This is a genomic window from Bacillus sp. RCC_6_1 (genome assembly GCF_041360755.1).
Taxonomy (GTDB): Bacteria; Bacillota; Bacilli; order Bacillales; family Bacillaceae_G; genus Bacillus_A; species Bacillus_A cereus.
Genome location: NZ_JBFUPV010000002.1, coordinates 242,434 through 265,399, shown reverse-complemented (window position 1 = coordinate 265,399; position 22,966 = coordinate 242,434). Strand labels below are relative to the sequence as shown.

Here is a 22,966-nt window from a genome sequence, read left to right as displayed (position 1 = left end):
ACTACTATAATAATCGAAGTGTAGGGAAATTGTCCATTATATTTTCACAACTACATTTTCTTCCCCGACAATTTCACGAAGTGCTCCTAAACATTCTTCACTTGGATGAATCGATAAACTCCGAGATAATTGTACCATTTTATGTTCCTTTTCATAATAAATTAGTACTTTCGCAAAACCTGAATAGTCGAACAATATTTTCGTAACCCGATTTAAAAGCTTTTTCTCATACTGAGATGGCAATTTCACGTAAACAGATGCGTCTTTCTTTTCTTCATAAACATCCATTTCCTCTAGCAGATATAGTCCATTTACAATCCATTGCAGCTTATGATTTCTTAGCTCAATCGTACCGTCAACTAAAACAATTGCTCCTTCTTGCAACTTATCCGAGAAATGTATATACGTTTCCGGGAAGAGGACCGCTTCCATTTCATCATTTTGATCACAGAATGTAATAAATGCCATCTTTTGAAACTTTTTCGTACGAATCACTCTAACACTTGTTATATACACAATAGCTCTTTGTACTTTTTTCTTGTGTCGCATCGCCTGAGCGAGAGATGGAATTTCTAATTCTTTTGCTAACTTCACATATTGCGCTGTCGGATAACTTGATAAATAAAAGCCAAGTACTTCTTTCTCTTTATTTAGTTGTTCAATAAAAGATAGCTCTTCTCCTTGTACATATTTTGATTTTGGAACAGCATCTCCTAAATCACGTGCGAGATTCGCGTACTCTAACGCCCCTTTAATACTTTTCCATAAATTCGTTCTCGAAACACCAAAATCATCAAAACATCCCGACCAGACGAAAGCTTCTAAATTACGCTCCGTTACGAACTTTGACGGCATACGGAGACAAAATTCAAATAAATCTTCGAACATTTTTTTCTCTCGTTCTTCTAATAATGCCGTCACTGTAGCCATTCCAATATTTCGGATCGAAAGTAAACTGTAACGTATCGCATTCCCTTCTATTTGGAAGTTATAACCACTTCTCTGAAGAGACGGCGGCAAAACGTGAAAACCTTTCCGCTTCGTTTCTCGTATATACTGTACAATTTTATCTTCATTTCCAATTGCGCTTGATAATAATGCCGTCATAAATTCCAGCGTATAGTTCGCTTTCAAATAGGCAAGCTGATATCCGATCATACTGTAAGCTACAGCGTGACTTCGGTTAAAACCGTAATTCGCAAATCTTACAATTAAATCATAAATTTTTTCAGCAGACGTCTCATCATATCCATTTCGCAAACATCCCTGGACGAAATGCTTACGTTCCTGATCTAAAATATCACGATTTTTTTTACTCACTGCACGGCGCAGTAAATCTGCTTCTCCAAGCGAAAACCCTGCTAACTTCGATGCAATTTGCATAATTTGTTCTTGGTATACAATGACGCCGTATGTTCTTTCTAAAATTGGCTTTAAATCCGGATGTAAATATTCGATTTTTCTTTTTCCATGTTTCGATTCAATAAAAGTCGGTATCTGTTCCATCGGTCCTGGTCTGTATAACGAGTTAACAGCTACGATATCTTCAAACTCATTCGGTTTTAACCCGCGAAGTACATTTCGCATACCGCCTGACTCAAGCTGGAATACACCTGTTGTATCTCCTCTCCCTAATAATTGGAATGTCTTTTCATCTTGAAGAGGTAAGTTTCTTATATCGATTTCTTTCCCAGTTTTGTTGGCGATAAATTTTATAATATTTTCAAGTAACGTTAAATTACGTAATCCTAAAAAGTCCATCTTAAGCAACCCAAGTTCTTCTAGCGCATCGGCTGGATATTGCGTAACATAAACATCGTTATGTCCTTCTTGAATTGCTACACTGCCTGTTAGCGGTTCTTGACTCATAATAACACCAGCCGCATGAATAGACGTATGACGTGGTAAACCTTCTACACGTTTTGCGATTTCAAACACACGCTCATGCAAAAGATTCCCTTGTATAAACTCACGAAGTGATTGTGATTCTTCATATGCATCTTTTAACGTTATACCAAGCTTTGATGGGATAAGTTTTGAAAATATATCAATATCTCGCGGCGGAAGCCCCATTACGCGGGCAATGTCTCTAATTGCCGCTTTTGCTGCAAGCGTACCAAACGTTACAATTTGCGCAACACGGAGCTGACCGTATTTATCTTTCACATAGCGAATCATCTCATCACGTCTTACGTCTGGAAAATCAATATCAATATCAGGAAGCGTCACACGTTCAGGATTTAAAAACCTTTCAAATAATAGATCGTATTCAATTGGATCAATATCTGTAATTTCTAATACGTATGAAACGAGTGAACCAGCTGCCGATCCACGACCTGGTCCTGTTAGAATATGATTTTCATGTGCATACTTCATAAAATCCCATACGATGAGGAAATAATCACTAAATCCCATACGAGAAATAACATTTAATTCATGATCCAAACGCTTTATATGCACTTCTTTCGGTTCACCATATCGTTTCCGCAAACCTTCTTCACAAACACGACGCAAGTATATATCACTCGTTTCATTAGACGGAACAGGAAACTTCGGAAGTTGATTTACATGGAACGGTATTTCTACTTGGCAACGCTCTGCAATTTTTATTGTATTTTGGATTGCTTCCGGCGCATGGGAAAATAGTGCTTCCATTTCATCCGATGACTTTAAATAATACTGATCTGTTTTCAGCCTCGGCCTATCTGGATCAGTCATTTTCGTTCCACTTTCAACAGATAGTAAACATTCGTGAACAAGCGCGTCACTTTGATTGATATAGCGCACATCATTTGTTGCAACGACTGGAATATTAACCCTACTAATAAATTCAGGTAGTTTCTCTTGTAAAAGCAACTCATCTTGAATTGCATGATGCTGCAAACTCATATAAAAATGGCCGAACATATTTTGATACGTGCGAGCTACTTCTTCAGCCTGACTCTCATTGTCTTCTAGTAATAATTGCTCAATTTCGCCATCTTTACCTGGCGAAATAGCAATTAATCCTTTCGCATAATGCGCAAGCCACTTCTTAGGAATACCTTCTTTGGACTTTGTCATAATACTGCTAGAAATCTTTAATAAATTTTGGTAGCCTATTTCATTCTCAGCAAGTAATACAAGCGGATAAGACCTTTCTTCTTCTTCACTAAAAATAGAAGCGGTTAATCCAATAACAGGCTGTATACCATGTTTCTTACATGCTTTATAAAACGGAATAACACCATACATAACATTTTCATCCGTAATAGCTAGCGATGAAAAACCAAGTTCTTTCGCCCTGACTACAAGCTCATCAATTTTACAAGCACTTTTTAATAAACTAAAAACGGTTTGACATTGTAAATGCACAAACTTCACTGTTGTACCCTCTCTTTACCTATTTGACTACTTTTATTATAGGTGATGAGGAAAGCGGAAATCAAAACATACTTCTTATACTTTGTCCATATATATGAAGAAGAAAGGGGAATGACGATGGATGTAAGAGAACATACTTTTTTCTCTCTGCTTATTATTAGTTATTTTATTGCCTTTGGGGTTATACTTGGCGGTTCATTAATTGGTGGATTTGGTGCGTTTCTTATCGGAAAACCAGCTCTAACTTACATTAATCAATTCGCCCAAAATTTAAGAATTTGGGCACTCGTTGCAGCAATCGGCGGAACATTCGATACCTTTTATAGCTTTGAAAGAAGTTTCTTTGGCGGAGATATGAAAGATATCGTAAAACAAATTCTCCTTATTTTTTTCGCAACTGGTGGTATGCAAACAGGTCTCATTATTATTAAATGGCTAACGCAGGAACATGTATGAGAGTACCAAGTGCCAATACAGCAAAAAGATGGTACTTAGTATTAGCTGGTGCTGCTGTTGGAGGCGTGTTGAGCTGGTTTATTTTTTTGTACATATACGGTGTTTTTCAACAAGAACAAGCTAGTAAAATAGCAGAACAAAGAGAAATTATAGAAAAACAAGAAGCAAAGCTCCACGTCCTTCTCGAAGATCAAGAAAAATTGAACACTGAAAATAAACGGCTCTTAACCATTCAAGAGATTAAAATAAAACTTATCAATCGAGAAAAATACGATTTAGACAATCTTACACTCGAAAATATGACTACATCTATTCATAATGATCTCCAGCATCTTTTAACGAAAAACATTCAAAGTATCGCAAAAAATAAAGACCTACTAAAAAAGGTAATCGAAAATAAAACATACAAACATTACGATCGCCTATACCGTTTTAAAGTCGATACAATATCTTTTGATACAGTGCTTGAAATTAGCATTACTATAGAGAAAGAAAAATAAAGAAGGAGGGCTTTAGCGCCGCTCCTTCTTTTCGTTCTAACATATAGTCTTTTATTTACAAATCTCACGTAAATCAGCAAAAAGACGATCCGCTTCTTGCCAAGAAGATGCCTTGGCACCAGAAGCCATCGGATGCCCTCCGCCGTTATATTGCATTGCCAATTTGTTTATAACTGGCCCTTTTGAACGAAGACGAACACGAATTACGTCATCTTCCTCTAAAAATAGAACCCACGCCTTTAATCCATCAATATTGCCAAGCGCTCCAACAACACCAGATGCTTCAGAAGGAAGTACATCAAACTCTTCTAATACTTCTTTCGTTAATTTAATGTAAGCTGCTCCTTCTTCTACCATCGTAAAGTTTTGTAAAATATAACCGTTTAAACGAGCAATTTTTTCTTTTGTCTTATACATTTCATTGTATAAATCTGTGAATTTCACACCCATATCAACAAGCTCACTTACGTAACGAAGTGTTTTTGCTGTCGTATTTGGGAATAAGAAACGACCTGTATCTCCAACAATTCCTGCTAAAATAAGGCGAGCTGCTTCTTTTGTTATTTTTAATCCTTTATCTTTTCCATAGTTATAAAACTCATAAATCATTTCACTTGTAGAACTCGCTGTCGTGTCTACCCACGTAATATCTCCATATGGATCTTCATTTGGATGATGATCAATTTTAATTAACATCTTCCCTTTTGTATAGCGTTGATCGTCAACCCGTTCTTGATTCGCAGTATCACAAACAATAACAAGCGCATTTTCGTATACACTATCTTTAATATCATCCATTACTCGTAAGTATGCTAGTGACGGTTCATTGTACCCAACCGTATAAATATTTTTCTCTGGAAACGATTCTTGTAGAATTGTACCAAGACCACCCTGTGAACCTAACGCATCTGGGTCCGGACGCACGTGGCGATGAATAATAATTGTATCAAACTCTTTAATTGCTCCTAAAATTTGCTCATGCATATGTATAATCTCCTTTTTAATCAACTTCTTCACTTTATCCTCCATTATAACGGAAAGTATTTCATACATGCGAACAATTGCTTTATAATAAAAGTTAGAAAGTTTAGATATTTCTTTTTCTTTTCTATTATTTTTCACAAAGCGATGGGAGTGTTCATTATGCCAGTATTAGTCTTCTGTATTATCGTCTCATTTATGTTGTACCTCTTTTACAAAACAAAATACTTTCGTACAAACCGCCCAATGGAGAAAGGTTGGCTCTCAGGAAAATCCGCAATGGCACTCGGTTCATTCGTTTTATTTTTCGGGATAAACCAATTCTTTTTAGAACTTTCAACCGCTCGTATTATCGTTGGTGTTTTATTCGTTCTATTTGGTAGTGCAAGTGTATTTAACGGGTTTCGCCAATACAAACATTTCTTGCCATTAGCAGTTAAAGAAGCCGAAGTCTATGAAGCAACATAAAAAAGCATCAATATTGTGATGCTTTTTTACGTCCCTTAACTTTCAAAATCATATATGCAACAAACGCAGATGGTATATTAAATGGGTTACCTTGTACATGAAAATGTAGTTGTTCTTCTCCAAAAGACATTTTTTCATATAGCTCTCGCTGAGATAATCCTGTCTTTTCCTTTTTTTCATGTAAACCTTGTAAATATAAATATTGGATCGGTATCATTACAAGAAAGTAAAATAGTGCGATACTACCAAAAAAGAGTACGGCTGACGACATAATGCATACCACCTTTCAGAATTCCATTTTCTTACAATATAATCATAACACAATATACAGCCAAATCGAATTACTATTCTGTCTTTTCTTACGTTACTTTTCCACTCCATACATATTTCACTAAAACTCCCATCTAAAATCATGCCTTTCAAATTTAAAACAACAAAAAAAGATGGAACAAATCAAAACGATTTGTTCCATCTTTTTATTTATCGATTAACTGCACCATAAGTAATGCCTTTCCAACAACATTACCTTCATGATGCACCTCTACATCGACCTTACCAAATTTACGCCCAATTTCTAATACTTTCGGATGAACAGATACAACATTATCAATTTGAACCGGCTTTACGAAATAAATCGTTAAGTTTTCAACAATTAAATCGCTTTTCTTTTGCGCACGAATGACGCGATTTGTCGCTTCTGTCACAATTGTTGCAAATACACCGTACGATAACGTTCCGATTGAGTTCGTCATTTGCGGCGTCACCGAAAATTGATATAGATGCTCATTCTTCGCTTCTTTCGGCGTCATAAATTGATTCGTTACAATATCATCAATGGTTTCTCCAACTTGTGGCTGACGTTGAATCATTTGCAGTGCCTGAAGTACATCTTGACGGCTAATAATACCTTGTAGTTTATTTCCTTCATCAACAACAGGAAGTAACTCAATACCTTCCCACACCATCATACGTGCCGCAGCTGCGACAGACATTTTACCGTTCACTGTAATTGGGTGTTTTGTCATTACTTTATCAATTGGTGTTTCTTTCGCTACACCGATCATATCTTTTGAAGTCACGATTCCTAGCACTTTGTTACTTTCATCAACAATCGGATACCTTCCGTGCATCGTCTCTTCATTATAGGCATGCCATTGCTGCACTGTATCATTTGGCTTTAAATATAATGTTTCTTCAATTGGCGTTAAAATATCTTCAACGAGTACAATTTCTTTCTTAATAAGCTGATCGTAAATCGCACGGTTAATTAACGTTGCAACTGTAAAGGTATCGTAACTACTTGAAATAATCGGCAGTTTTAATTCATCTGCTAATTTCTTCACATGATCTTCCGTATCAAATCCGCCCGTAATTAATACAGCGGCTCCAGTTTCTAACGCTAATTGATGTGCGTTCGTACGGTTACCGACAATAAGTAAGTTCCCAGCTTCTGTATAGCGCATCATCGCTTCTAATTTCATTGCCCCGATTACGAATTTATTTAACGTTTTATGTAGTCCTTCTCTGCCTCCAAGTACTTGACCGTCGACAATGTTAACGACTTCTGCATATGTCAGTTTTTCGATATTCTCTTTCTTCTTTTGTTCAATTCGAATTGTTCCGACACGTTCAATTGTACTAACATACCCTTTATTTTCTGCATCTTTAATTGCACGGTAAGCGGTCCCTTCACTTACACTCAAATCTTTCGCAATTTGTCTTACAGAAATTTTATGGCCTACTGGCAGGCTATTAATATGTTCTAAAATTTGGTTATGCTTGGTAGCCAAATGGTTTCACCATACTTTCTTTTCCCTAAATTCTTCATGTGTTGTACTTTCAGTATACTATATTTTCAAAACTGTTACACTCTCTCTTTGCATACCTGTACTATTTTTTTTATAACAAAATGACTCTTACATTCCACCAGTCATTCTATTACAACAATGTAATGCTATTGTCATCTCATTCGATAGTTCGCACACTTGATTACCTATACAATTAAAACAAGAAATAAATCAAAGGAGCGAACACATGATGAAAAAACTTTTAGAGGTTGTAGGTGCTGTATTTTTAGCTTTCGTAGATGGTAAAAAAGTTACAATGGAATTGAATGAAACACCTGAACAGCCACGTACCAAAAGAAAAGAATCACCAAAACAAATACAAGTATTAAAAGCTGTCCTACACACGTAAAAACCCTTCACTTTTCTTTTCAAATGAAGGGTTTCTTTTCTATAGTGTAATACTTTCTCCAGCTTCTAATACTTTCCCTGTACAATTTTGTAGCTTTTCTACAAATTGATATGGATCTTGTTCAATAACTGGGAACGTATTGTAATGCATCGGTACAACAGTTTTCGCATTAATCCATTTTGCCGCTAGTACAGCATCTTCTGGTCCCATTGTGAAATTATCACCAATTGGTAAAAATGCTAGATCAACTTTATTTAATTCCCCAATTAACTTCATATCAGAGAATAGTGCAGTATCTCCTGCGTGGTATACAGTTCTCTCTTCTGCTGTAAATAAAATACCTGCTGGCATACCTGTATATGTAATCGTCTTATTTTCTTCATCAATATAACTAGAGCCGTGGAATGCTTGTGTAAACTTCACTTTTCCGAAGTCAAATTCATGTGAACCACCAATATGCATCGGGTGTGTATTTACACCTTGCCAACTTAAAAATGTTGCTAGTTCAAATGGCGCTACAACAACTGCATTATTTTTCTTCGCAAGTTCTACTGTATCTCCAACATGATCACCGTGTCCATGCGATAAAAGGATTGCATCCACTTTTACATCTTCAGCTTTTAAATCTGTTCTCGGATTACCTGTTAAAAACGGGTCAATTAAAATAACTTTTCCATTCGCCTCAATTTTCACAACTGAATGTCCATGATAAGATACTTTCATTATTACATTCCTCCCCTATTCACATTCTCACTTTTTATTCTACATGATTTTTCAATCCCCTGTCTTTTCTAACATCTATTTACTTGTCATAACGCTTTCTTCCGAGTTAAAGTTATATTTGTAATTAAATATCTCGGGGGTGCCAATCGATGAATGCTAGATTAGAAAATTTAATGCAATGGCTAAAAGAAAAAAACGTAGAAGCTGCGTTCTTAACTTCTACACCGAACGTCTTCTACATGACAAACTTCCACTGTGAACCACACGAAAGATTACTTGGTATGTTTGTATTCCAAGAAAAAGAACCTATTTTAATTTGCCCTAAAATGGAAGAAGGTCAAGCGCGTAACGCTGGCTGGGCACATGAAATTATCGGATTTACTGATACTGACAGACCATGGGATATGATTGCAAAAGCAATTAAAGACCGCGGCATCAATGCAAATGCAGTTGCAATTGAAAAAGAACATTTAAACGTAGAGCGCTACGAAGAATTAACGAAATTATTCCCAAATGCAGCTTTCAAATCAGCTGAGGAGAAAGTTCGCGAACTTCGTTTAATTAAAGATGAAAAAGAACTTTCTATTTTACGCGAAGCAGCTAAAATGGCGGACTATGCTGTTGAAGTTGGTGTAAATGCAATTAAAGAAAACCGCAGCGAGCTAGAAGTATTAGCAATTATTGAACACGAATTAAAAACAAAAGGCATACATAAAATGTCATTTGATACGATGGTATTAGCAGGTGCGAACTCTGCTCTTCCACACGGTATTCCTGGCGCAAACAAAATGAAACGCGGCGATTTCGTACTATTTGATTTAGGCGTAATCATTGATGGTTATTGCTCTGATATTACACGTACAGTAGCATTCGGTGAAATTTCTGAAGAGCAAACTCGCATTTACAACACTGTACTTGCTGGACAACTACAAGCAGTTGAAGCATGTAAACCAGGTGTTACACTTGGCGCAATCGACAACGCTGCTCGTTCTGTTATCGCAGATGCAGGTTACGGTGACTTCTTCCCACACCGCCTGGGTCACGGACTTGGAATTAGCGTACACGAATATCCAGATGTAAAAGCTGGCAACGAGTCTCCATTAAAAGAAGGTATGGTCTTCACAATCGAGCCAGGTATTTACGTACCAAACGTAGGTGGCGTTCGTATTGAAGATGATATTTACATCACAAAAGACGGATCAGAAATTTTAACGAAATTCCCGAAAGAATTACAATTTGTAAAATAATAAAAAAGGCAGCGGGATTGCTGCCTTTTTCTATTTCTCTACTATTTCAAATTTAGCACCATCTTCTCCTCATACTTATCATCCCATTTAATCACAACTTCTATAGGTTCATCTTTAGAGATAGGCGCGCAACTTACACAAGAAGACTTCATTTCAATCTTTGCTCCTCTATGAACTTCTGACGTTTGTGTCATTGTACTAAAGGCTCCATTAATAGCAATCTCTAAGTTTTTAAATTCTGTCTTTCCATCCCCGCCCTTATATTGAAACGTAAACATCCCATCTTCACTGTCATCCTTAATATGCCCTTTATATTGTCCAGTCCAACTTTTGCTCTCGCTAGAAAAAGTAACATACGAAATGGAACAGCTTCCTAAAAAGAAAATACTAATGAAAAAGAATAATGCTCTCTTCATAATGCCCCCCTCCATTCAAAAGCATTTATTTATTGTCTATTTCTTCCTCTTATTATACTATTAAAATACAGAATTTTCTAAAATAGGTGGTTTATATGTTACAACAACAGTTAGAAGAAATTCGTAATAATCATTACGTAATGGATACAATTAACATGGATTCTTTAATTTCCAATATGCTTAAACATATCGGTGTTACCGATAGCTATTTAAGGGACAAACTTATTTGCTCTACTTTTTACCATCTCATCAAAAAGGACTACCTTTCACACACACAATTACAGAAACTATTATTAGAAAGCATCAGTGACAAATATTTATTGTATAAGATTCATTCGGATGACGAAGATGCGGTATTTACCCGTGCATTTACAACATTATTAATTGCACTCATTATTGATGCCGATACAAATCATAATTTCTTATCACAGGCTGATCTTTTACATGTAAAAGATCGATTAGTGTTATATATGAACAACGAGCATGATTTCCGCGGATATGTGCAAGACCACGGCTGGGCACATAGTATCGCTCACGCTTCTGATACATTTGAGGCGCTTGTTCGTAGTCCTAAACTGGAAACTTTATATTACGAAGAAATATTACAAACTTTATTAAACAAAGTTTGTGTCCATTCTATTTACTACAAATATGAAGAAGACGAACGTCTCGTTTATCCGATTGTCGCAATGCTACAAAATGGTCTAAAGGAAGAGGTACTCCTATTAGCCCTTCATGAATTAGTAGCTCAATTACCCGTCAAAAAACAGACATTACATACTGAATCGTACGAGTACCTATACGGAAATATAAAATCTTTCTTACGTAGTTTGTTTTTCCGACTACGCACACTGTCTATATGTGAAGAAACCGAATGCAAAATTGAAAAATTGCTGCAAGACCTTCCAAAATATTATTAAAAAAAGAAGGCCACTTAGAAAGTGCCTTCTTCTATTTCACTAATATTTAATTGAAATTTCACGATCCAAACTGAGAAAAGGTGGACAAGAAGCGCAAACGCCATACATGCTCCGCTTAAAAAAGTTAGTATAGGATGCGAATACACGTGCCCCAATCCATAGGATATCGCCACGAAAAACATTGTTATGTAAATATAAATTGCTCCATGTATTTGCCTCATATAAACCTCCTTTTCCCATATTATAACATAAATTTTCTGATTATTCACATTAATTACTCGTAATCAATATTTCTCAACTGTTACACCTCTTACAGCAGCCTTAATATACGGTGACCCTTGTAAACTTTGTAAATCCTCTGTTTTCCTGTTACGACTACACCGTATATTGGTAAGTCTTTTGTTTTGGTGTTTTTTATTTCTTTATCCCGCATTAACAGGCAGTAAGACCCCACATCAAAATTCAGCGGAAGCAAAGAAGTTAGGGGGGGCGGACTGCTCGTAAAAGCCCGATTGGTGAGGGCTGATAATCAGTAGGGGATGCCCCCCCCACTGATTAAAGTTTCACTTTATAGTTTATCCTAAAATATTCTCGATATCCCTCTTTATTTTCACTTAAAGATATCCAAATACAGCTTTTATAAATTTTTCCATAATAAAAAGCACATTTATTTTGATGTGCTCTTCACATATAATTTAGTAAAATATGAACCATTTTTTTGAAACAAAAACTCCCACTCATCTCTCCCCATACTATCGTTATGACTTAGTTGCCATAATAATTGAACGAGGATAAAATCCCAGCTTTTCATAAAATGATACAGCTTCATTTCCATACACTACTGTTAATTCAATTTCATCTATCTTTTTCACTTTAAACCATTCCACTGCACTATTCATTAATTTCAAACCGAATCCGTTTCTTCGGTATTTTTCATCAACAAATAAAACTTCAATCTTTCCGCTTACGCTTTTACTATACGCTATACAAAATCCTAATATATTATCTGTTTCTGACTCAATCAATAATTCAATTCTATATTCTCCGTACTTTGAGTTCTTTTTATAATTTTCAATACGTTCCTCAAATGTCATTCTTGGGTAATCGCCAGAAAAATATTTTGATTTATTATTATGATGTTCATGCAATTTATTTAAGGATTCTCTTATTATCTCTATTTCATCGAGAGTGATATATTTATTACTAATTCTCATCCTATAGCATCTCCAATAATATATATTTCAGCAAAAAAATAAGACTGTTTTTTGTTCACAAAATATTACTCTATTATTCCATCGCTTCCCTCACAACATCTTGAATCATAACAACTTCTGTTTTCATATCAATAGACATTGCTTCTTCATCAATACATTCATACCAAAACGCTAAGTGCTTTTTATCGATTTCATAATGAGAATTTTCGACAAGAGCCCCGCCTTCTCCTTGCACAGAATACCAATATAAGTACTCTTCTCCATCTCTTATTTCCCGGAAAATTGTCTCAACGTACATCTTTTCGTCGTTTAATGTCAAAAGGACTTCTTTCATATTGTCATTAAGAAGCTGCATCCATTCATCTACTCGATGACTCTTACCAGGCTTAACTTTAAATCTCGTTAATTCTACATTCATTTTTATTCCCCCGTTTTCTTACGTACAAACAAACTATATTCTATTGGATGATAAAAACTTAATTTACTAGCTAATTTTCGCGAAGGAATATTGTCTACATAACAATCCCAGCTCGGTATAATATCATTTTGCATGCAATGTTCAATGAACCGTGTTGCAACAGCTTGAGCTAATCCTTTCCCTTGATGCGCTTCATGTGTTGCGATATCTATTTCAGCATAACCATTCCCGCTAAATATTGAGACGCATTCAGCTACAATTATCCCATCTTGTTCTATACAAAATCCAAAACCACTATTCAAAAACGTTTCTTTTGATCCCCAATATTCTTTGTAGTACTTCTCTTTAAATTCACTGCTTCGCTCTATATCTCTTCTATCAATACGCTTCACTTCATATGTATTTTTGTTACAATCTCGTTTTCTCTCCTCAAAGGTTACTCTTTGAAATTTCATTCGCGGGATGTTCCGAAGTGTATTACTAAAACGCTCTTCTAACATCATTTCCCACTCTTCACTTGAAGTAAAGAGTGTAAATCTCTTCTCTGTTTTCTCAATAGCTGTTTTTAAATATGAAAATAACTCTTCGTTATAATTTTGATCATCAGTATCACCAAATAAATAATAAATACCGTTAGCTGTAATAATTAACCCTGCTGTTAATTGCCCGTTTACAAAAACCTCACCATCTACCATTTGATCACATACCGCATAAGCAAATGTCATCGTTCTTGTATTACTTTCCAAAATCGGAATGATTTTTCTATACTCGGCTACAGATAATTTTTTCATAATCGCTCCACTATAATCGTATCAGCCTCTATATGTTCAAAACAAAGATTTACCGTCCTCTTTAATGCTCTCGTTCTATGAATCGTACATGCTGGAATTAAAATAGAATCATTTGGCTTTAAAACCGCCGTTTCTCCATCTTCAAAATCAATAAGTAACTCTCCCTCTAGCACAATAAATAATTCATCCGAATTAGAATGATAGTGCCAATCATATTCACCAGTAAATACAGCGATGCGTAAGCAATGACTGTTTATGTTTGAAACGACGAAGTTTTTATGTTGATCTTGAATGTCTTTTGTTAATTCTATTAAGTTCACAGTTTCCATATTTCATCCCATCCTTCCATTAGTCGTTCTTCTGAAAAACCAACTTAGTCTCCACCACCTCCGCAATCTCCTCCGCCATCACTTGAGCTGCTACAATCGTTGCTACTGTAGTCACCGAATCCACTTGATGAGCTTGAATTGGATGAAGATTTTTTGCTTCTTTTTCTATCTTTTTTACTTTCATGACTAGGCCAAACCTTATCAAATAATATAAAGAATAAGATTCCTTCTACCATAACAAGCATAACGCCAAAAATACCTTCAATAACATTAGGGGTTATCCCCAAACATTTAACCATCCCACATAAAAACACACAAAAAATCACATACAAGAACATACAAATATACCGAAATGTTTTCTCTATCGTAATGACTACTTTTTGTGAAAAAGGTATGTTCTGCTCCTGTTTTTTCTTTATGTACTTTTGTCTCTTTGCTTGCTTTTTCTTCCTCTTTTTACTCCCCATTGAATCCCCTCTTTTTATTATATAATTCTAAATTATCATAATAAAAAATGATTTACACCAATAAATAACAATTATTCACATGTTATTTCTCCATAAAAAAAGACCCTCCTCATAAAGGAAGGTCTCAAATGTATTTCTATTATGATAAAGCAGGAGCTTTTTCAAGAAGCTCTTTCGCATCAGCGTATTGTAAGCCGTGCGCTTCTGCAACTGCTTCGAATGTTACATAGCCATCTAATGTGTTAATACCTTTTAGTAATGCAGTGTTGCCTAAGCAAGCATCTTTGTAACCTTTGTTCGCAATTTGTACTGCATATGGTACTGTTACGTTTGTTAATGCAAGAGTTGACGTACGTGGAACTGCACCTGGCATATTAGCAACTGCATAATGAACAACGCCGTGTTTTTCGTAAGTTGGGTTGTCATGAGTTGTAATACGATCAGTTGTTTCGAAAATACCACCTTGGTCAATCGCGATATCTACAACGACAGAACCTGGTTCCATTGATTGAATCATTTCTTCAGTTACAAGTTTTGGCGCTTTTGCACCTGGAATTAATACTGCACCAATAACAAGGTCAGATTCTTTAACAGCTTCTGCAATGTTGTATGGATTAGACATTAATGTTTTTACTTGGTTACCGAAAATATCATCTAATTGACGAAGACGTTCTGCACTTAAGTCAATGATTGTTACATCTGCACCTAAACCTACTGCAATCTTAGCTGCGTTTGTACCAGCTTGACCACCGCCGATGATTGTTACTTTGCCGCGTTTTACCCCTGGAACGCCTGCAAGTAAAATACCTTTACCACCTTTGTTTTTCTCAAGGAATTGTGCACCGATTTGTGCAGACATACGACCAGCTACTTCACTCATAGGTGCAAGTAATGGTAAAGAACGATTGTCTAATTGTACTGTTTCGTATGCGATTGATGCAACTTTGTTATCGATTAATGCTTTCGTTAATTCTGGTTCTGGAGCTAAGTGTAAGTATGTGAATAAAATTAAACCTTCACGGAAATAGCCGTATTCACTTGCTACTGGCTCTTTTACCTTCATAACCATATCTTGATTCCATGCTTCTTCAGCAGTTTCTACAAGTTTCGCACCAGCTTGTACGTATTCTTCATCCGTAAAGCCAGATCCTAAACCTGCTCCTTTTTGAACAAAAACTTCATGACCATTTTGTACTAAATGTACTGCTCCCGCTGGCGTCATTGCCACACGGTTTTCATTGTTTTTAATTTCTGTTGGAATACCGATACGCATGATTAGTTCCCCCTTGAGTTATGAAATGACCCCTGAATCATTTTTTTAAAGCGCTTTCTACGCTCTTATATTTTAACATAATATCTCAATATTTGACAAAAAAATAACACGAGTTTTCCGATAGATTTAATTTTATATTAAAGGACAGTATTATCCGCACCTCTCAGCACAATGGATAAACTGTCCAATTATTCGAAACTTCATCTTATTTTATTCTATCGATGTCTATGAATAACATCCACTGCACCAGTAACTTCAATAATTGTACCGGTAATCATATCGGAATCGTCCTCACATAAAAACGAAATGGTTCTTGCAATATCTTCACCTGTTCCAGATCTACCAATCGGTGTGTTATGCTCTTTCAGCTGACGTGCTTCTTGAATAGTTGCCTCTTTCATCTCGCCTATAATATCACCAGGACATACCATGTTCGCAGTAATACCATACTCCGCTTCTTCATAAGCAACTGTTTTCGTTAATGAAACAAGTCCTACTTTCGCTGCGGAAAAAGCTGAACGATAAATCCATCCCGGTGCACTATCCGCCCCTTGAAATCCGTAATTAATAATACGGCCAAAGTTCTGTTTTCTCATGACCGGAACGACAAGTTTTAATAAATGAAATACCGCTGTTAAATTCCCCTGAATCATTTCATTCCATTCATCTTCTTCATAATCAACTAACTTTTTTCGTTCAAATACATATGGACCAGCATTATTAATTAAAAAGTCAATTTTGCCAAAACGGCTCATCGCTTCTTCTACTATTTTATGTAAATCTTCCTTTTTCGTGACATCCGCTTGCACGAATTGTAGACGCTCTTCCACATCTTTATATGTTTCTTTCATCGTTTCCATAGCCGTGGTATCGCTATGGTACGTTACTGTTACTGAATAGCCTTTAGCCAATAACTTTTCTGTTACTTGCTTTCCTAAACCTTTCGTACCGGCTGTAATGAGCGCATGTCTCACAAAACTGCCCCCTTTTAAATTGCTATACTTCATATGTAACAAGTTCTCGCTCCAATTACAACTAAAATGAATTGAAACAGAGTTTTCAAAATTCTGTAACGTTTCTGGCAAGCACGTTACCAAAATTTGTTTTATAATTAAGTTGTAAACAGTTATAAAACAGATTGGGAGGAATTTACTATGAATAATACATATACAAATATTTTAATCGCGGTGGATGGTTCTAAAGAAGCAGAAAAAGCCTTTAAAAAAGCAATTCAAGTCGCAAAGCGCAACAATGCAACATTAACAATTGCTCATATCGTTGATGTAAAAGCATACTCAGCAGTAGAAGCTTATAGCCGTGCAATTGCTGAACGTGCAAATCTATTTGCAGAAGACTTATTAGAAGACTACAAAAAAACTGCGCTTGAAGCTGGTCTTGAAAAAATTGAAACTGTATTAGAATTCGGTAATCCTAAATCAAAAATTTCAAAAGAAATCGCTCCAAACCATAAAGTAGATTTAATTATGTGTGGTGCGACTGGTTTAAATGCTGTTGAGCGTTTCCTAATTGGTAGCGTCTCTGAACATATTATTCGCTATGCGAAATGCGATGTCCTTGTTGTTCGTGGTGATGAAGAGCAAGGTGAGCTTTAATTTATAGATAAAACACCAAGTCCACATAGGCTTGGTGTTTTTCATTTTATAAACTTCACTATAAACACAAGACATGCTACGACAACAACGGTAATTGCCAACACATAAGGCGGAAGAAACTTCAAAGACCATAACGCCATCATGATTGTCGCGATCGTTAAGTACGTTTGCCTTGCATCTGCTGTCATTTTTTTACGAAGTAAGAAGACGTACAAATAGCCAATTGGCGGCGTAATAAAGCAAAGAACATATATGATTTTTGATTTTAAATACCACTTTTGTTCTCCGAGTTTCTTTATATCTTCTTCTATTCTCTTATGCTCTTGCTCTCTCGCTTCTTCTACAAGCGGATTTTCCTCTTCTCTTCGCTTTTCTTTCATATAAGGAAGAAAGTGCATAAAAAAATAGTATGCAAATACGAACGCTCCAAATCCAATATTTAATCTTTCTAATAGAATATGTTCACTAAAAAAAGCAGCAGTAAGCACTAAAGACAAACAGTATGTCATCATCCAAAATGAATGTTTTCTCTTTTTCCGTTCCATTTCTTTTTCACCTTGTATATCTTTTCTTTTCGAAATCCATATAGAAATAAAGCAATCTACTACAAATAGAGCAAAAATAAATATCGCAACGTGTACTGTTTCTAAATCCTCAAATGAAAAGATATTTGGGAATGCAACGTGTAATACAATTAGCGTGTACAAAATTAACCCTATAAAATAAATACGTCTCATTTTTCATCCCTTTCTTATTTCCTAACATTACGTTAACATACATTTTTTAGAAATAGACGGACAAAATATATATGTGTAAAAAAGGAGGATGCAACATGGATGATTCTGAACGTATTATTTTAGATGTGAATGGGAAAGAACTCGAAATGCTAGATACGATTCGTACTCATTTTAAAGAGAAACATGGCGTTGAACTAAGTAACGGTGCATTACTTAGAGATTTGATGGATATTGAGTATATTCGAATTACGGAAGATCGACATAAGTATGATTAAAAGAAAAACGACTGCAGGCGAATGCCATCAGTCGTTTTCTTTCTTTATTTAAGCTCTTGATGCTTCCCGCCCATACCACCTTGCTCATTGCTATTTTGGTGTACAGTTAGTTTATTTGTTTTCGTATCTTTTAAAACTCTATATGTATATGATTCATTTGGTTCATCTTTAAACTGCACATTCATTCCATACGAATCCATTTTGCTATAAAAGGCCGGTTTTATATATAAAATATCACTTTCTTTATATCCTTTATCTTGCAAATGCCACATCGTTGCGATAATCGCTTCTTCTCGCTTTTCTTTTTCACCAACATACATATATTTGTCCAAAAGAAACACTTTAGCATTTGCAATTAAACTAATTACCAGTACAATGATAAACACTATTTTTTTCATAGACTTCCCCTAAATTGTTATTTTTTACTATATTGTAACTTAAATATTATTAAAAAACAAAGTACGCCAGACTTTACTAGACTGGCGTACTTCCCAACTCAATTCTTAATAAATTCTTTCGTTAACCCCTTCGCCTTCTCCAAAGCGTTTTTGATTTGTTCAAATCCTGTTCCACCCGAACTATTACGACGCTTTACAGCCGCATATGGTGAAAGAACTTCATACAAATCCTCTTCAAATAAAGAGCTCATTTCTTTATATGTTTCAAGCGAGACATCTAATAAATAAATTCCTTTTTGTGTGCAATATAGCACTAACTTCCCAACAATTTCATGAGCTTGACGGAATGGTAGTCCTTTGTTTGCTAAATAGTCGGCAATTTCTGTTGCATTGGAGAAATCTTGCGTCACAGCTTGCCCCATTTTTTCTTTGTTTACAGTCATCGTTTCAAGCATGCCTGCCATAATATGAAGGCATCCTTCTACTGTTTTTACTGTATCAAACATTCCTTCTTTATCTTCTTGCAAGTCTTTATTGTAAGCGAGCGGTAATCCTTTCATTACTGTAAGTAAACTGAATAAATTACCGTATACTCTGCCTGTTTTACCACGGATTAGTTCCGCCATATCCGGATTTTTCTTTTGCGGCATAATGCTGCTTCCAGTTGCGTATTGATCGCTCATTTCAATAAATTGAAACTCTTGGCTACTCCATAAAATAAGTTCTTCACAAAAGCGCGATAAGTGCATCATAAGCAGAGATGAGTTACTTAAAAACTCCAAGATGAAATCACGATCGCTTACTGCATCTAAACTATTTTCATATATTCCATTAAATCCAAGAAGCTCCGCACTATATTCTCGGTCAATCGGGAATGTCGTCCCAGCTAGCGCTCCTGCTCCTAATGGGGAGATATTAATACGCTTTAACGAATCTTCATAACGATTTACATCACGCTCTAACATCCAAAAGTAAGCGAGAATATGATGAGCAAATGAAATCGGCTGAGCACGTTGCAAATGCGTATAGCCAGGCATAATCGTTTCAATATTATTTTCTGCTTGATGAACAAGAACAGTTTGCAATTGTTTTGTAGCTTTTATAATATGTTCTACCTTTTCTTTTAAATACAAATGCATATCTGTCGCTACTTGATCATTACGACTTCGGCCAGTGTGAAGTTTTCCTCCTACTTCGCCAATTTGTTCAATTAACATTTTTTCGATGTTTAAATGAATATCCTCTGCTTCTACTAAAAATTGTAGCTTATTCTCTTTTGCTTCTTTCAATAAATATTGAAGACCTATCTTTATTTTCTCTGCTTCTTCTTTCGTAACGATGCCTTGCTTTGCTAGCATCGTTACGTGTGCAATACTCCCGTTTATATCTTGATTTACTAATTGTTGATCGAAAGAGATGGATGCTCCAAACTCTTCAACCCACGCTTCCGCTTCTTCAGTAAAACGTCCGCCCCAAAGTTTGCTCACGCTTCCACCTTCTTTTGATTCACTTGGCTGTATACTTTCGTCGGTAAACCAAATAATGAAATGAATCCAACTGCTGCATCATGATTAAATTCGTCCTGGGCAGTATATGTTGCTAATTTTTCATCGTATAAAGAGTATTCAGATTTACGTCCTTCTACAATCGCATGACCTTTAAATAATTTCACACGCACTGTACCTGTTACATTCTTTTGCGTTTCTTGTAAAAATGCATGAAGCGCTTGTTTTAAAGGTGAGAACCATAAACCGTTATAAATAAGTTCTGTTATTTTCTGTTCAATCACTGGTTTAAAATGCGCTACTTCTTTTACGTGTGTTAAATCTTCCAACTCTTTATGCGCAGTGATTAACGTCATTGCTGCTGGGCATTCGTATACTTCACGAGATTTAATACCGACAAGACGATTTTCTACGTGATCAATACGTCCAACGCCGTGTTTTCCAGCAAGCGCATTTAACGTTTTAATTAATTCTGCAAGTGAATATGCAGTGCCATTTAAAGTAGTCGGTATGCCCGCTTCAAATCCGATTTCTACAAACTCTGGTTTATTCGGTGTATCTTCTAACGCTAATGTCATCTCATATGCATCTTCTGGCGGCGCTGCCCATGGATCTTCTAAAATTCCACATTCGTTGCTGCGTCCCCATAAGTTTTGATCGATTGAAAACGGGCTATCTAAATTAATCGGAATTGGTACATCGTTTTCTTTTGCATATGCAATTTCTTCTTCACGTGACCATTTCCATTCACGTACAGGCGCAATCACTTCTAAGTAAGGATTTAATGCTTGGATAGAAACTTCAAAACGAACTTGGTCATTTCCTTTTCCTGTACATCCGTGTGCAACTGCAGTTGCGCCTTCTTGTTCTGCGATTTCTACTAATTTCTTCGCAATAAGCGGACGAGATAATGCAGAGACAAGAGGGTATTTTCCTTCGTATAATGTGTGTGCTTGCATCGCCATCAATGCATATTCGTTTGCAAATTCTTCTTGAACGTCAATCATATATGATTTAATTGCACCTACTGAAAGTGCCTTTTCCTTTACAAATGCTAAGTCTTTACCTTCCCCTAAGTCTAAACAAAGCGCGATAATATCATAATTCTTCTCTTGTAACCATTTAATTGCAACGGAAGTATCAAGACCTCCGGAATATGCTAATACAACTTTTTTCTTCTCCATTTTGCATCCCCCTAAAGAATAAATATTCATTTTCTTTTATAATAATTCAAACTTTAACACCTTTCACAAAATGTATCAAGAGTCATTTTCAAATTTTTTCAAACAATTTCGTCGAACTTCTTTCTGTTTTTCTGTACAATATAAGCAGGAAAACGGGGGTGAACTTATGGAAAAGTATTTCTTATACGATGAACATCTAGGAATTGAAATTCCACATTTACAAGAAGACTGGGAAGAAATCCCTGAAAAAATGCAACATGCTATTTTACTAAAATGGGAACAAGTTCGCGGGAAAATTCCTGATCGTATAAAAGAACTTGAGCACTATATTAATAAAAAACAACATTATTTAAATAACGAAGAAGACTTCGAAGTTTCTTGTAAACTAAATTCAGAAATTGCCGATCTTGCTTCCATCATTAATGACCTTTGGCTTTGGTATCGACTCACTCAAAATGTATCTGAGGGGAAAGCACACCAATGAAAAAAGCATGCCCCTCAATTACTTTGGGTCATGCTTTTTTTGTCGTAATATGATTTACAATATATCTCTTGTGCTGTTTTTGCCAAACACACATCAAAAGGGCCAACTAATATACTTCTTTCTTTCGGCAACTTTACAAAAGCAACAAGCTCTTCTTCATATTGAATTTTTTTCTGACATGAAATACATATTAATTCTTTTCTTTTGAACATTTCTTTTAGCATACCTTCACTCTCCCCTTCATCTATCTATATTAATATACTCTCATAATAGTTAAGACTTGTAAAAAAATGACACATTCCGAATCGAATGATTCATATACTATGTACAAAAGGAGGTCTACAGCTTATGCGTGCTTTCGTTATTATCGCTTTAACTTTTTTAAGTGTGATTAGTTGGGATGCGTTTTTCAAAGATAAAAGTGATGAAAAGAATACAACGGAATAAAACCTTTTTTTCTTACTTATTGGACAAACCGTTACAAACTGTCCAATCCTCCGAAATAACTTAGGCTTTTCTACAAAAATATTTAAACATAACATTTTTTGTAGATTCCCTCCGTTTATTGTCGGTTTCCATCCGCATACATTTTTTAAAAGTATGATATAATAGTATAAATCTTGAAGGAAGGGATTTTGATATCATGATCGCTCGAAGGAGCATGTGGCATCGTATTGACGAATCATACACGTAGCGTATTTTTCAGCTCAGATACTTTAGTCTAGCGAAAAAAATACGAGAGTGGGGAAATTATGATTGCCCGAAGGATAATTTGGCAAAAAAAAGACTCTTCTTACACATAGCGTTTTGTTTAGGACTTAATTGTTACTAACTAAACAAAACAAAGAAGAGCAGGATTGCTAAATGAAGAATCCTACTCCACGTTTTGTTTAGTCGTTTTAAGACTTAAACTAAAACGAAGGTAGGGAGAATTGATGGACGAGAGGATTATTCGTTATTTCTTCAGCGACATATAGCGTAGTTAGTTTTTTCGTAAACTAACTGAAA

At 35.6% G+C, this 22,966-nt stretch carries 28 protein-coding genes and 1 pseudogene; 9 read left to right on the top strand and 20 right to left on the bottom strand.

The features are described 5' to 3' along the window. Positions 1–36: 36 nt before the first annotated feature. Positions 37–3,363 (bottom strand): DNA polymerase III subunit alpha, encoded by a 3,327-nt coding sequence (gene dnaE / locus AB6801_RS07460; protein WP_097999526.1) that lies wholly within the window; start codon positions 3,361–3,363, stop codon positions 37–39. Positions 3,364–3,405: 42 nt separating this feature from the next. On the opposite strand from dnaE, the gene AB6801_RS07455 reads away from it, so the two are divergent. Together AB6801_RS07455 and ytrI are read left to right on the top strand one after the other, a co-directional pair. Continuing rightward, complete coding sequence (locus tag AB6801_RS07455) at positions 3,406–3,819, top strand: YtrH family sporulation protein (RefSeq protein ID WP_002005839.1); 414 nt, start codon at positions 3,406–3,408, stop codon at positions 3,817–3,819. Further along, positions 3,816–4,319, top strand: a complete 504-nt coding sequence (gene ytrI, locus AB6801_RS07450; RefSeq protein ID WP_001265740.1) for a sporulation membrane protein YtrI — start codon at positions 3,816–3,818, stop codon at positions 4,317–4,319. Before AB6801_RS07455 ends, ytrI begins: the two co-directional genes overlap by 4 nt. A 51-nt stretch (positions 4,320–4,370) precedes the next feature. Here ytrI and AB6801_RS07445 read toward each other — a convergent pair whose 3' ends face one another. Next, on the bottom strand, positions 4,371–5,303 hold the full coding sequence (locus tag AB6801_RS07445; RefSeq protein WP_097999527.1) for a DHH family phosphoesterase: 933 nt from the start codon (positions 5,301–5,303) through the stop codon (positions 4,371–4,373). A 159-nt stretch (positions 5,304–5,462) separates the two neighbouring features. Between AB6801_RS07445 and AB6801_RS07440 the strand changes: the two genes are divergently transcribed. After that, the gene (locus AB6801_RS07440) at positions 5,463–5,768 is read left to right on the top strand and encodes a YtpI family protein (RefSeq protein ID WP_001144776.1); all 306 of its coding nucleotides are present in this window, start codon (positions 5,463–5,465) and stop codon (positions 5,766–5,768) included. Between the two features lie 7 nt (positions 5,769–5,775). Here AB6801_RS07440 and AB6801_RS07435 read toward each other — a convergent pair whose 3' ends face one another. After that, positions 5,776–6,039 carry a DUF3949 domain-containing protein gene (locus AB6801_RS07435; RefSeq protein ID WP_000093045.1) on the bottom strand — a complete coding sequence of 88 codons (264 nt, stop codon included), beginning with the start codon at positions 6,037–6,039 and terminating at the stop codon, positions 5,776–5,778. Positions 6,040–6,244: 205 nt separating this feature from the next. Continuing rightward, positions 6,245–7,558 (bottom strand): CBS domain-containing protein, encoded by a 1,314-nt coding sequence (locus AB6801_RS07430; protein ID WP_000201590.1) that lies wholly within the window; start codon positions 7,556–7,558, stop codon positions 6,245–6,247. Positions 7,559–7,802: 244 nt separating this feature from the next. Here AB6801_RS07430 and AB6801_RS07425 point away from each other — a divergent pair, with 244 nt between their 5' ends. Then, positions 7,803–7,964 carry a hypothetical protein gene (locus tag AB6801_RS07425; protein ID WP_000976306.1) on the top strand — a complete coding sequence of 54 codons (162 nt, stop codon included), beginning with the start codon at positions 7,803–7,805 and terminating at the stop codon, positions 7,962–7,964. A gap of 39 nt (positions 7,965–8,003) precedes the next feature. Here AB6801_RS07425 and AB6801_RS07420 read toward each other — a convergent pair whose 3' ends face one another. Beyond that, positions 8,004–8,687: a metal-dependent hydrolase gene (locus AB6801_RS07420; protein ID WP_000868930.1), complete on the bottom strand. Its 684-nt coding sequence runs from the start codon at positions 8,685–8,687 to the stop codon at positions 8,004–8,006. 149 nt (positions 8,688–8,836) lie between these two features. Here AB6801_RS07420 and pepQ point away from each other — a divergent pair, with 149 nt between their 5' ends. Continuing rightward, the gene (pepQ, locus tag AB6801_RS07415; protein ID WP_000994032.1) at positions 8,837–9,934 is read left to right on the top strand and encodes a Xaa-Pro dipeptidase; all 1,098 of its coding nucleotides are present in this window, start codon (positions 8,837–8,839) and stop codon (positions 9,932–9,934) included. A gap of 41 nt (positions 9,935–9,975) precedes the next feature. Here the strand turns inward: pepQ and AB6801_RS07410 are convergent, their stop codons facing one another. Further along, a complete protein-coding gene (locus AB6801_RS07410) occupies positions 9,976–10,350 on the bottom strand; it encodes a hypothetical protein (protein WP_000816708.1) in 375 nt (124 codons plus the stop codon). Positions 10,351–10,445: 95 nt separating this feature from the next. Here AB6801_RS07410 and AB6801_RS07405 point away from each other — a divergent pair, with 95 nt between their 5' ends. Continuing rightward, positions 10,446–11,270, top strand: a complete 825-nt coding sequence (locus tag AB6801_RS07405) for a DUF2785 domain-containing protein (protein ID WP_000941455.1) — start codon at positions 10,446–10,448, stop codon at positions 11,268–11,270. 14 nt (positions 11,271–11,284) lie between these two features. On the opposite strand, the gene AB6801_RS07400 is transcribed toward AB6801_RS07405, so the two are convergent. The 9 genes and pseudogenes from AB6801_RS07400 to AB6801_RS07360 all read right to left on the bottom strand — a co-directional run bounded on the left by AB6801_RS07400 (position 11,285) and on the right by AB6801_RS07360 (position 16,769). Beyond that, positions 11,285–11,491 (bottom strand): hypothetical protein, encoded by a 207-nt coding sequence (locus tag AB6801_RS07400; protein ID WP_001248905.1) that lies wholly within the window; start codon positions 11,489–11,491, stop codon positions 11,285–11,287. A gap of 63 nt (positions 11,492–11,554) precedes the next feature. Next, a pseudogene (locus tag AB6801_RS07395) lies at positions 11,555–11,694 on the bottom strand (anti sigma factor C-terminal domain-containing protein); the annotation flags it as partial. A 334-nt stretch (positions 11,695–12,028) separates the two neighbouring features. Further along, complete coding sequence (locus tag AB6801_RS07390; protein WP_001222921.1) at positions 12,029–12,484, bottom strand: GNAT family N-acetyltransferase; 456 nt, start codon at positions 12,482–12,484, stop codon at positions 12,029–12,031. A 73-nt stretch (positions 12,485–12,557) separates the two neighbouring features. Beyond that, on the bottom strand, positions 12,558–12,902 hold the full coding sequence (locus AB6801_RS07385) for a DUF6176 family protein (RefSeq protein WP_001100208.1): 345 nt from the start codon (positions 12,900–12,902) through the stop codon (positions 12,558–12,560). 2 nt (positions 12,903–12,904) lie between these two features. Beyond that, on the bottom strand, positions 12,905–13,693 hold the full coding sequence (locus AB6801_RS07380; RefSeq protein ID WP_053514528.1) for a GNAT family N-acetyltransferase: 789 nt from the start codon (positions 13,691–13,693) through the stop codon (positions 12,905–12,907). Continuing rightward, entirely contained in the window at positions 13,690–14,022 is a 333-nt protein-coding gene (locus tag AB6801_RS07375; RefSeq protein ID WP_000450932.1) for a cupin domain-containing protein, read from the bottom strand. The genes AB6801_RS07380 and AB6801_RS07375 overlap by 4 nt, the downstream gene beginning before the upstream one ends. Before the next feature lie 44 nt (positions 14,023–14,066). Beyond that, positions 14,067–14,489: a hypothetical protein gene (locus AB6801_RS07370; RefSeq protein WP_000534934.1), complete on the bottom strand. Its 423-nt coding sequence runs from the start codon at positions 14,487–14,489 to the stop codon at positions 14,067–14,069. 139 nt (positions 14,490–14,628) lie between these two features. Continuing rightward, positions 14,629–15,762 carry an alanine dehydrogenase gene (gene ald, locus AB6801_RS07365; protein WP_001219402.1) on the bottom strand — a complete coding sequence of 378 codons (1,134 nt, stop codon included), beginning with the start codon at positions 15,760–15,762 and terminating at the stop codon, positions 14,629–14,631. A gap of 215 nt (positions 15,763–15,977) precedes the next feature. After that, positions 15,978–16,769 (bottom strand): SDR family oxidoreductase, encoded by a 792-nt coding sequence (locus AB6801_RS07360; RefSeq protein WP_097999537.1) that lies wholly within the window; start codon positions 16,767–16,769, stop codon positions 15,978–15,980. 147 nt (positions 16,770–16,916) lie between these two features. On the opposite strand from AB6801_RS07360, the gene AB6801_RS07355 reads away from it, so the two are divergent. Next, complete coding sequence (locus AB6801_RS07355; RefSeq protein ID WP_001066673.1) at positions 16,917–17,375, top strand: universal stress protein; 459 nt, start codon at positions 16,917–16,919, stop codon at positions 17,373–17,375. A 41-nt stretch (positions 17,376–17,416) separates the two neighbouring features. Here AB6801_RS07355 and AB6801_RS07350 read toward each other — a convergent pair whose 3' ends face one another. Continuing rightward, positions 17,417–18,112, bottom strand: coding sequence for a hypothetical protein (locus AB6801_RS07350; RefSeq protein ID WP_097999528.1), 696 nt, complete (start codon positions 18,110–18,112; stop codon positions 17,417–17,419). Between the two features lie 95 nt (positions 18,113–18,207). Here AB6801_RS07350 and AB6801_RS07345 point away from each other — a divergent pair, with 95 nt between their 5' ends. Next, positions 18,208–18,387: a hypothetical protein gene (locus tag AB6801_RS07345; protein ID WP_000342765.1), complete on the top strand. Its 180-nt coding sequence runs from the start codon at positions 18,208–18,210 to the stop codon at positions 18,385–18,387. 44 nt (positions 18,388–18,431) lie between these two features. On the opposite strand, the gene AB6801_RS07340 is transcribed toward AB6801_RS07345, so the two are convergent. From AB6801_RS07340 to AB6801_RS07330, 3 genes are all read right to left on the bottom strand, one after another. Then, positions 18,432–18,785 carry a DUF3139 domain-containing protein gene (locus tag AB6801_RS07340; protein WP_000724676.1) on the bottom strand — a complete coding sequence of 118 codons (354 nt, stop codon included), beginning with the start codon at positions 18,783–18,785 and terminating at the stop codon, positions 18,432–18,434. Positions 18,786–18,883: 98 nt separating this feature from the next. Continuing rightward, positions 18,884–20,272, bottom strand: a complete 1,389-nt coding sequence (argH, locus tag AB6801_RS07335; RefSeq protein ID WP_000041281.1) for an argininosuccinate lyase — start codon at positions 20,270–20,272, stop codon at positions 18,884–18,886. Continuing rightward, on the bottom strand, positions 20,269–21,474 hold the full coding sequence (locus tag AB6801_RS07330) for an argininosuccinate synthase (RefSeq protein WP_097999529.1): 1,206 nt from the start codon (positions 21,472–21,474) through the stop codon (positions 20,269–20,271). The genes argH and AB6801_RS07330 overlap by 4 nt, the downstream gene beginning before the upstream one ends. 166 nt (positions 21,475–21,640) lie before the next feature. On the opposite strand from AB6801_RS07330, the gene AB6801_RS07325 reads away from it, so the two are divergent. Further along, positions 21,641–21,958 (top strand): hypothetical protein, encoded by a 318-nt coding sequence (locus AB6801_RS07325; RefSeq protein ID WP_000417216.1) that lies wholly within the window; start codon positions 21,641–21,643, stop codon positions 21,956–21,958. A 14-nt stretch (positions 21,959–21,972) separates the two neighbouring features. Here AB6801_RS07325 and AB6801_RS07320 read toward each other — a convergent pair whose 3' ends face one another. Further along, positions 21,973–22,182: a hypothetical protein gene (locus AB6801_RS07320; protein WP_000910675.1), complete on the bottom strand. Its 210-nt coding sequence runs from the start codon at positions 22,180–22,182 to the stop codon at positions 21,973–21,975. Positions 22,183–22,966 lie beyond the last annotated feature (784 nt).

Bases quoted from the DNA above. Each gene is read 5' to 3' on its own strand.
- ytrI (WP_001265740.1), top strand. From the start codon at position 3,816: ATGAGAGTACCAAGTGCCAATACAGCAAAAAGATGGTACTTAGTATTA.
- AB6801_RS07445 (WP_097999527.1), bottom strand. From the start codon at position 5,303: ATGCATGAGCAAATTTTAGGAGCAATTAAAGAGTTTGATACAATTATT.
- AB6801_RS07440 (WP_001144776.1), top strand. From the start codon at position 5,463: ATGCCAGTATTAGTCTTCTGTATTATCGTCTCATTTATGTTGTACCTC.
- AB6801_RS07435 (WP_000093045.1), bottom strand. From the start codon at position 6,039: ATGTCGTCAGCCGTACTCTTTTTTGGTAGTATCGCACTATTTTACTTT.
- AB6801_RS07425 (WP_000976306.1), top strand. From the start codon at position 7,803: ATGATGAAAAAACTTTTAGAGGTTGTAGGTGCTGTATTTTTAGCTTTC.
- AB6801_RS07420 (WP_000868930.1), bottom strand. From the start codon at position 8,687: ATGAAAGTATCTTATCATGGACATTCAGTTGTGAAAATTGAGGCGAAT.
- pepQ (WP_000994032.1), top strand. From the start codon at position 8,837: ATGAATGCTAGATTAGAAAATTTAATGCAATGGCTAAAAGAAAAAAAC.
- AB6801_RS07410 (WP_000816708.1), bottom strand. From the start codon at position 10,350: ATGAAGAGAGCATTATTCTTTTTCATTAGTATTTTCTTTTTAGGAAGC.
- AB6801_RS07405 (WP_000941455.1), top strand. From the start codon at position 10,446: ATGTTACAACAACAGTTAGAAGAAATTCGTAATAATCATTACGTAATG.
- AB6801_RS07400 (WP_001248905.1), bottom strand. From the start codon at position 11,491: ATGAGGCAAATACATGGAGCAATTTATATTTACATAACAATGTTTTTC.
- AB6801_RS07390 (WP_001222921.1), bottom strand. From the start codon at position 12,484: ATGAGAATTAGTAATAAATATATCACTCTCGATGAAATAGAGATAATA.
- AB6801_RS07385 (WP_001100208.1), bottom strand. From the start codon at position 12,902: ATGAATGTAGAATTAACGAGATTTAAAGTTAAGCCTGGTAAGAGTCAT.
- AB6801_RS07380 (WP_053514528.1), bottom strand. From the start codon at position 13,693: ATGAAAAAATTATCTGTAGCCGAGTATAGAAAAATCATTCCGATTTTG.
- AB6801_RS07375 (WP_000450932.1), bottom strand. From the start codon at position 14,022: ATGGAAACTGTGAACTTAATAGAATTAACAAAAGACATTCAAGATCAA.
- AB6801_RS07370 (WP_000534934.1), bottom strand. From the start codon at position 14,489: ATGGGGAGTAAAAAGAGGAAGAAAAAGCAAGCAAAGAGACAAAAGTAC.
- ald (WP_001219402.1), bottom strand. From the start codon at position 15,762: ATGCGTATCGGTATTCCAACAGAAATTAAAAACAATGAAAACCGTGTG.
- AB6801_RS07360 (WP_097999537.1), bottom strand. From the start codon at position 16,769: ATGAAGTATAGCAATTTAAAAGGGGGCAGTTTTGTGAGACATGCGCTC.
- AB6801_RS07355 (WP_001066673.1), top strand. From the start codon at position 16,917: ATGAATAATACATATACAAATATTTTAATCGCGGTGGATGGTTCTAAA.
- AB6801_RS07350 (WP_097999528.1), bottom strand. From the start codon at position 18,112: ATGAGACGTATTTATTTTATAGGGTTAATTTTGTACACGCTAATTGTA.
- AB6801_RS07345 (WP_000342765.1), top strand. From the start codon at position 18,208: ATGGATGATTCTGAACGTATTATTTTAGATGTGAATGGGAAAGAACTC.
- AB6801_RS07340 (WP_000724676.1), bottom strand. From the start codon at position 18,785: ATGAAAAAAATAGTGTTTATCATTGTACTGGTAATTAGTTTAATTGCA.
- AB6801_RS07330 (WP_097999529.1), bottom strand. From the start codon at position 21,474: ATGGAGAAGAAAAAAGTTGTATTAGCATATTCCGGAGGTCTTGATACT.
- AB6801_RS07325 (WP_000417216.1), top strand. From the start codon at position 21,641: ATGGAAAAGTATTTCTTATACGATGAACATCTAGGAATTGAAATTCCA.
- AB6801_RS07320 (WP_000910675.1), bottom strand. From the start codon at position 22,182: ATGCTAAAAGAAATGTTCAAAAGAAAAGAATTAATATGTATTTCATGT.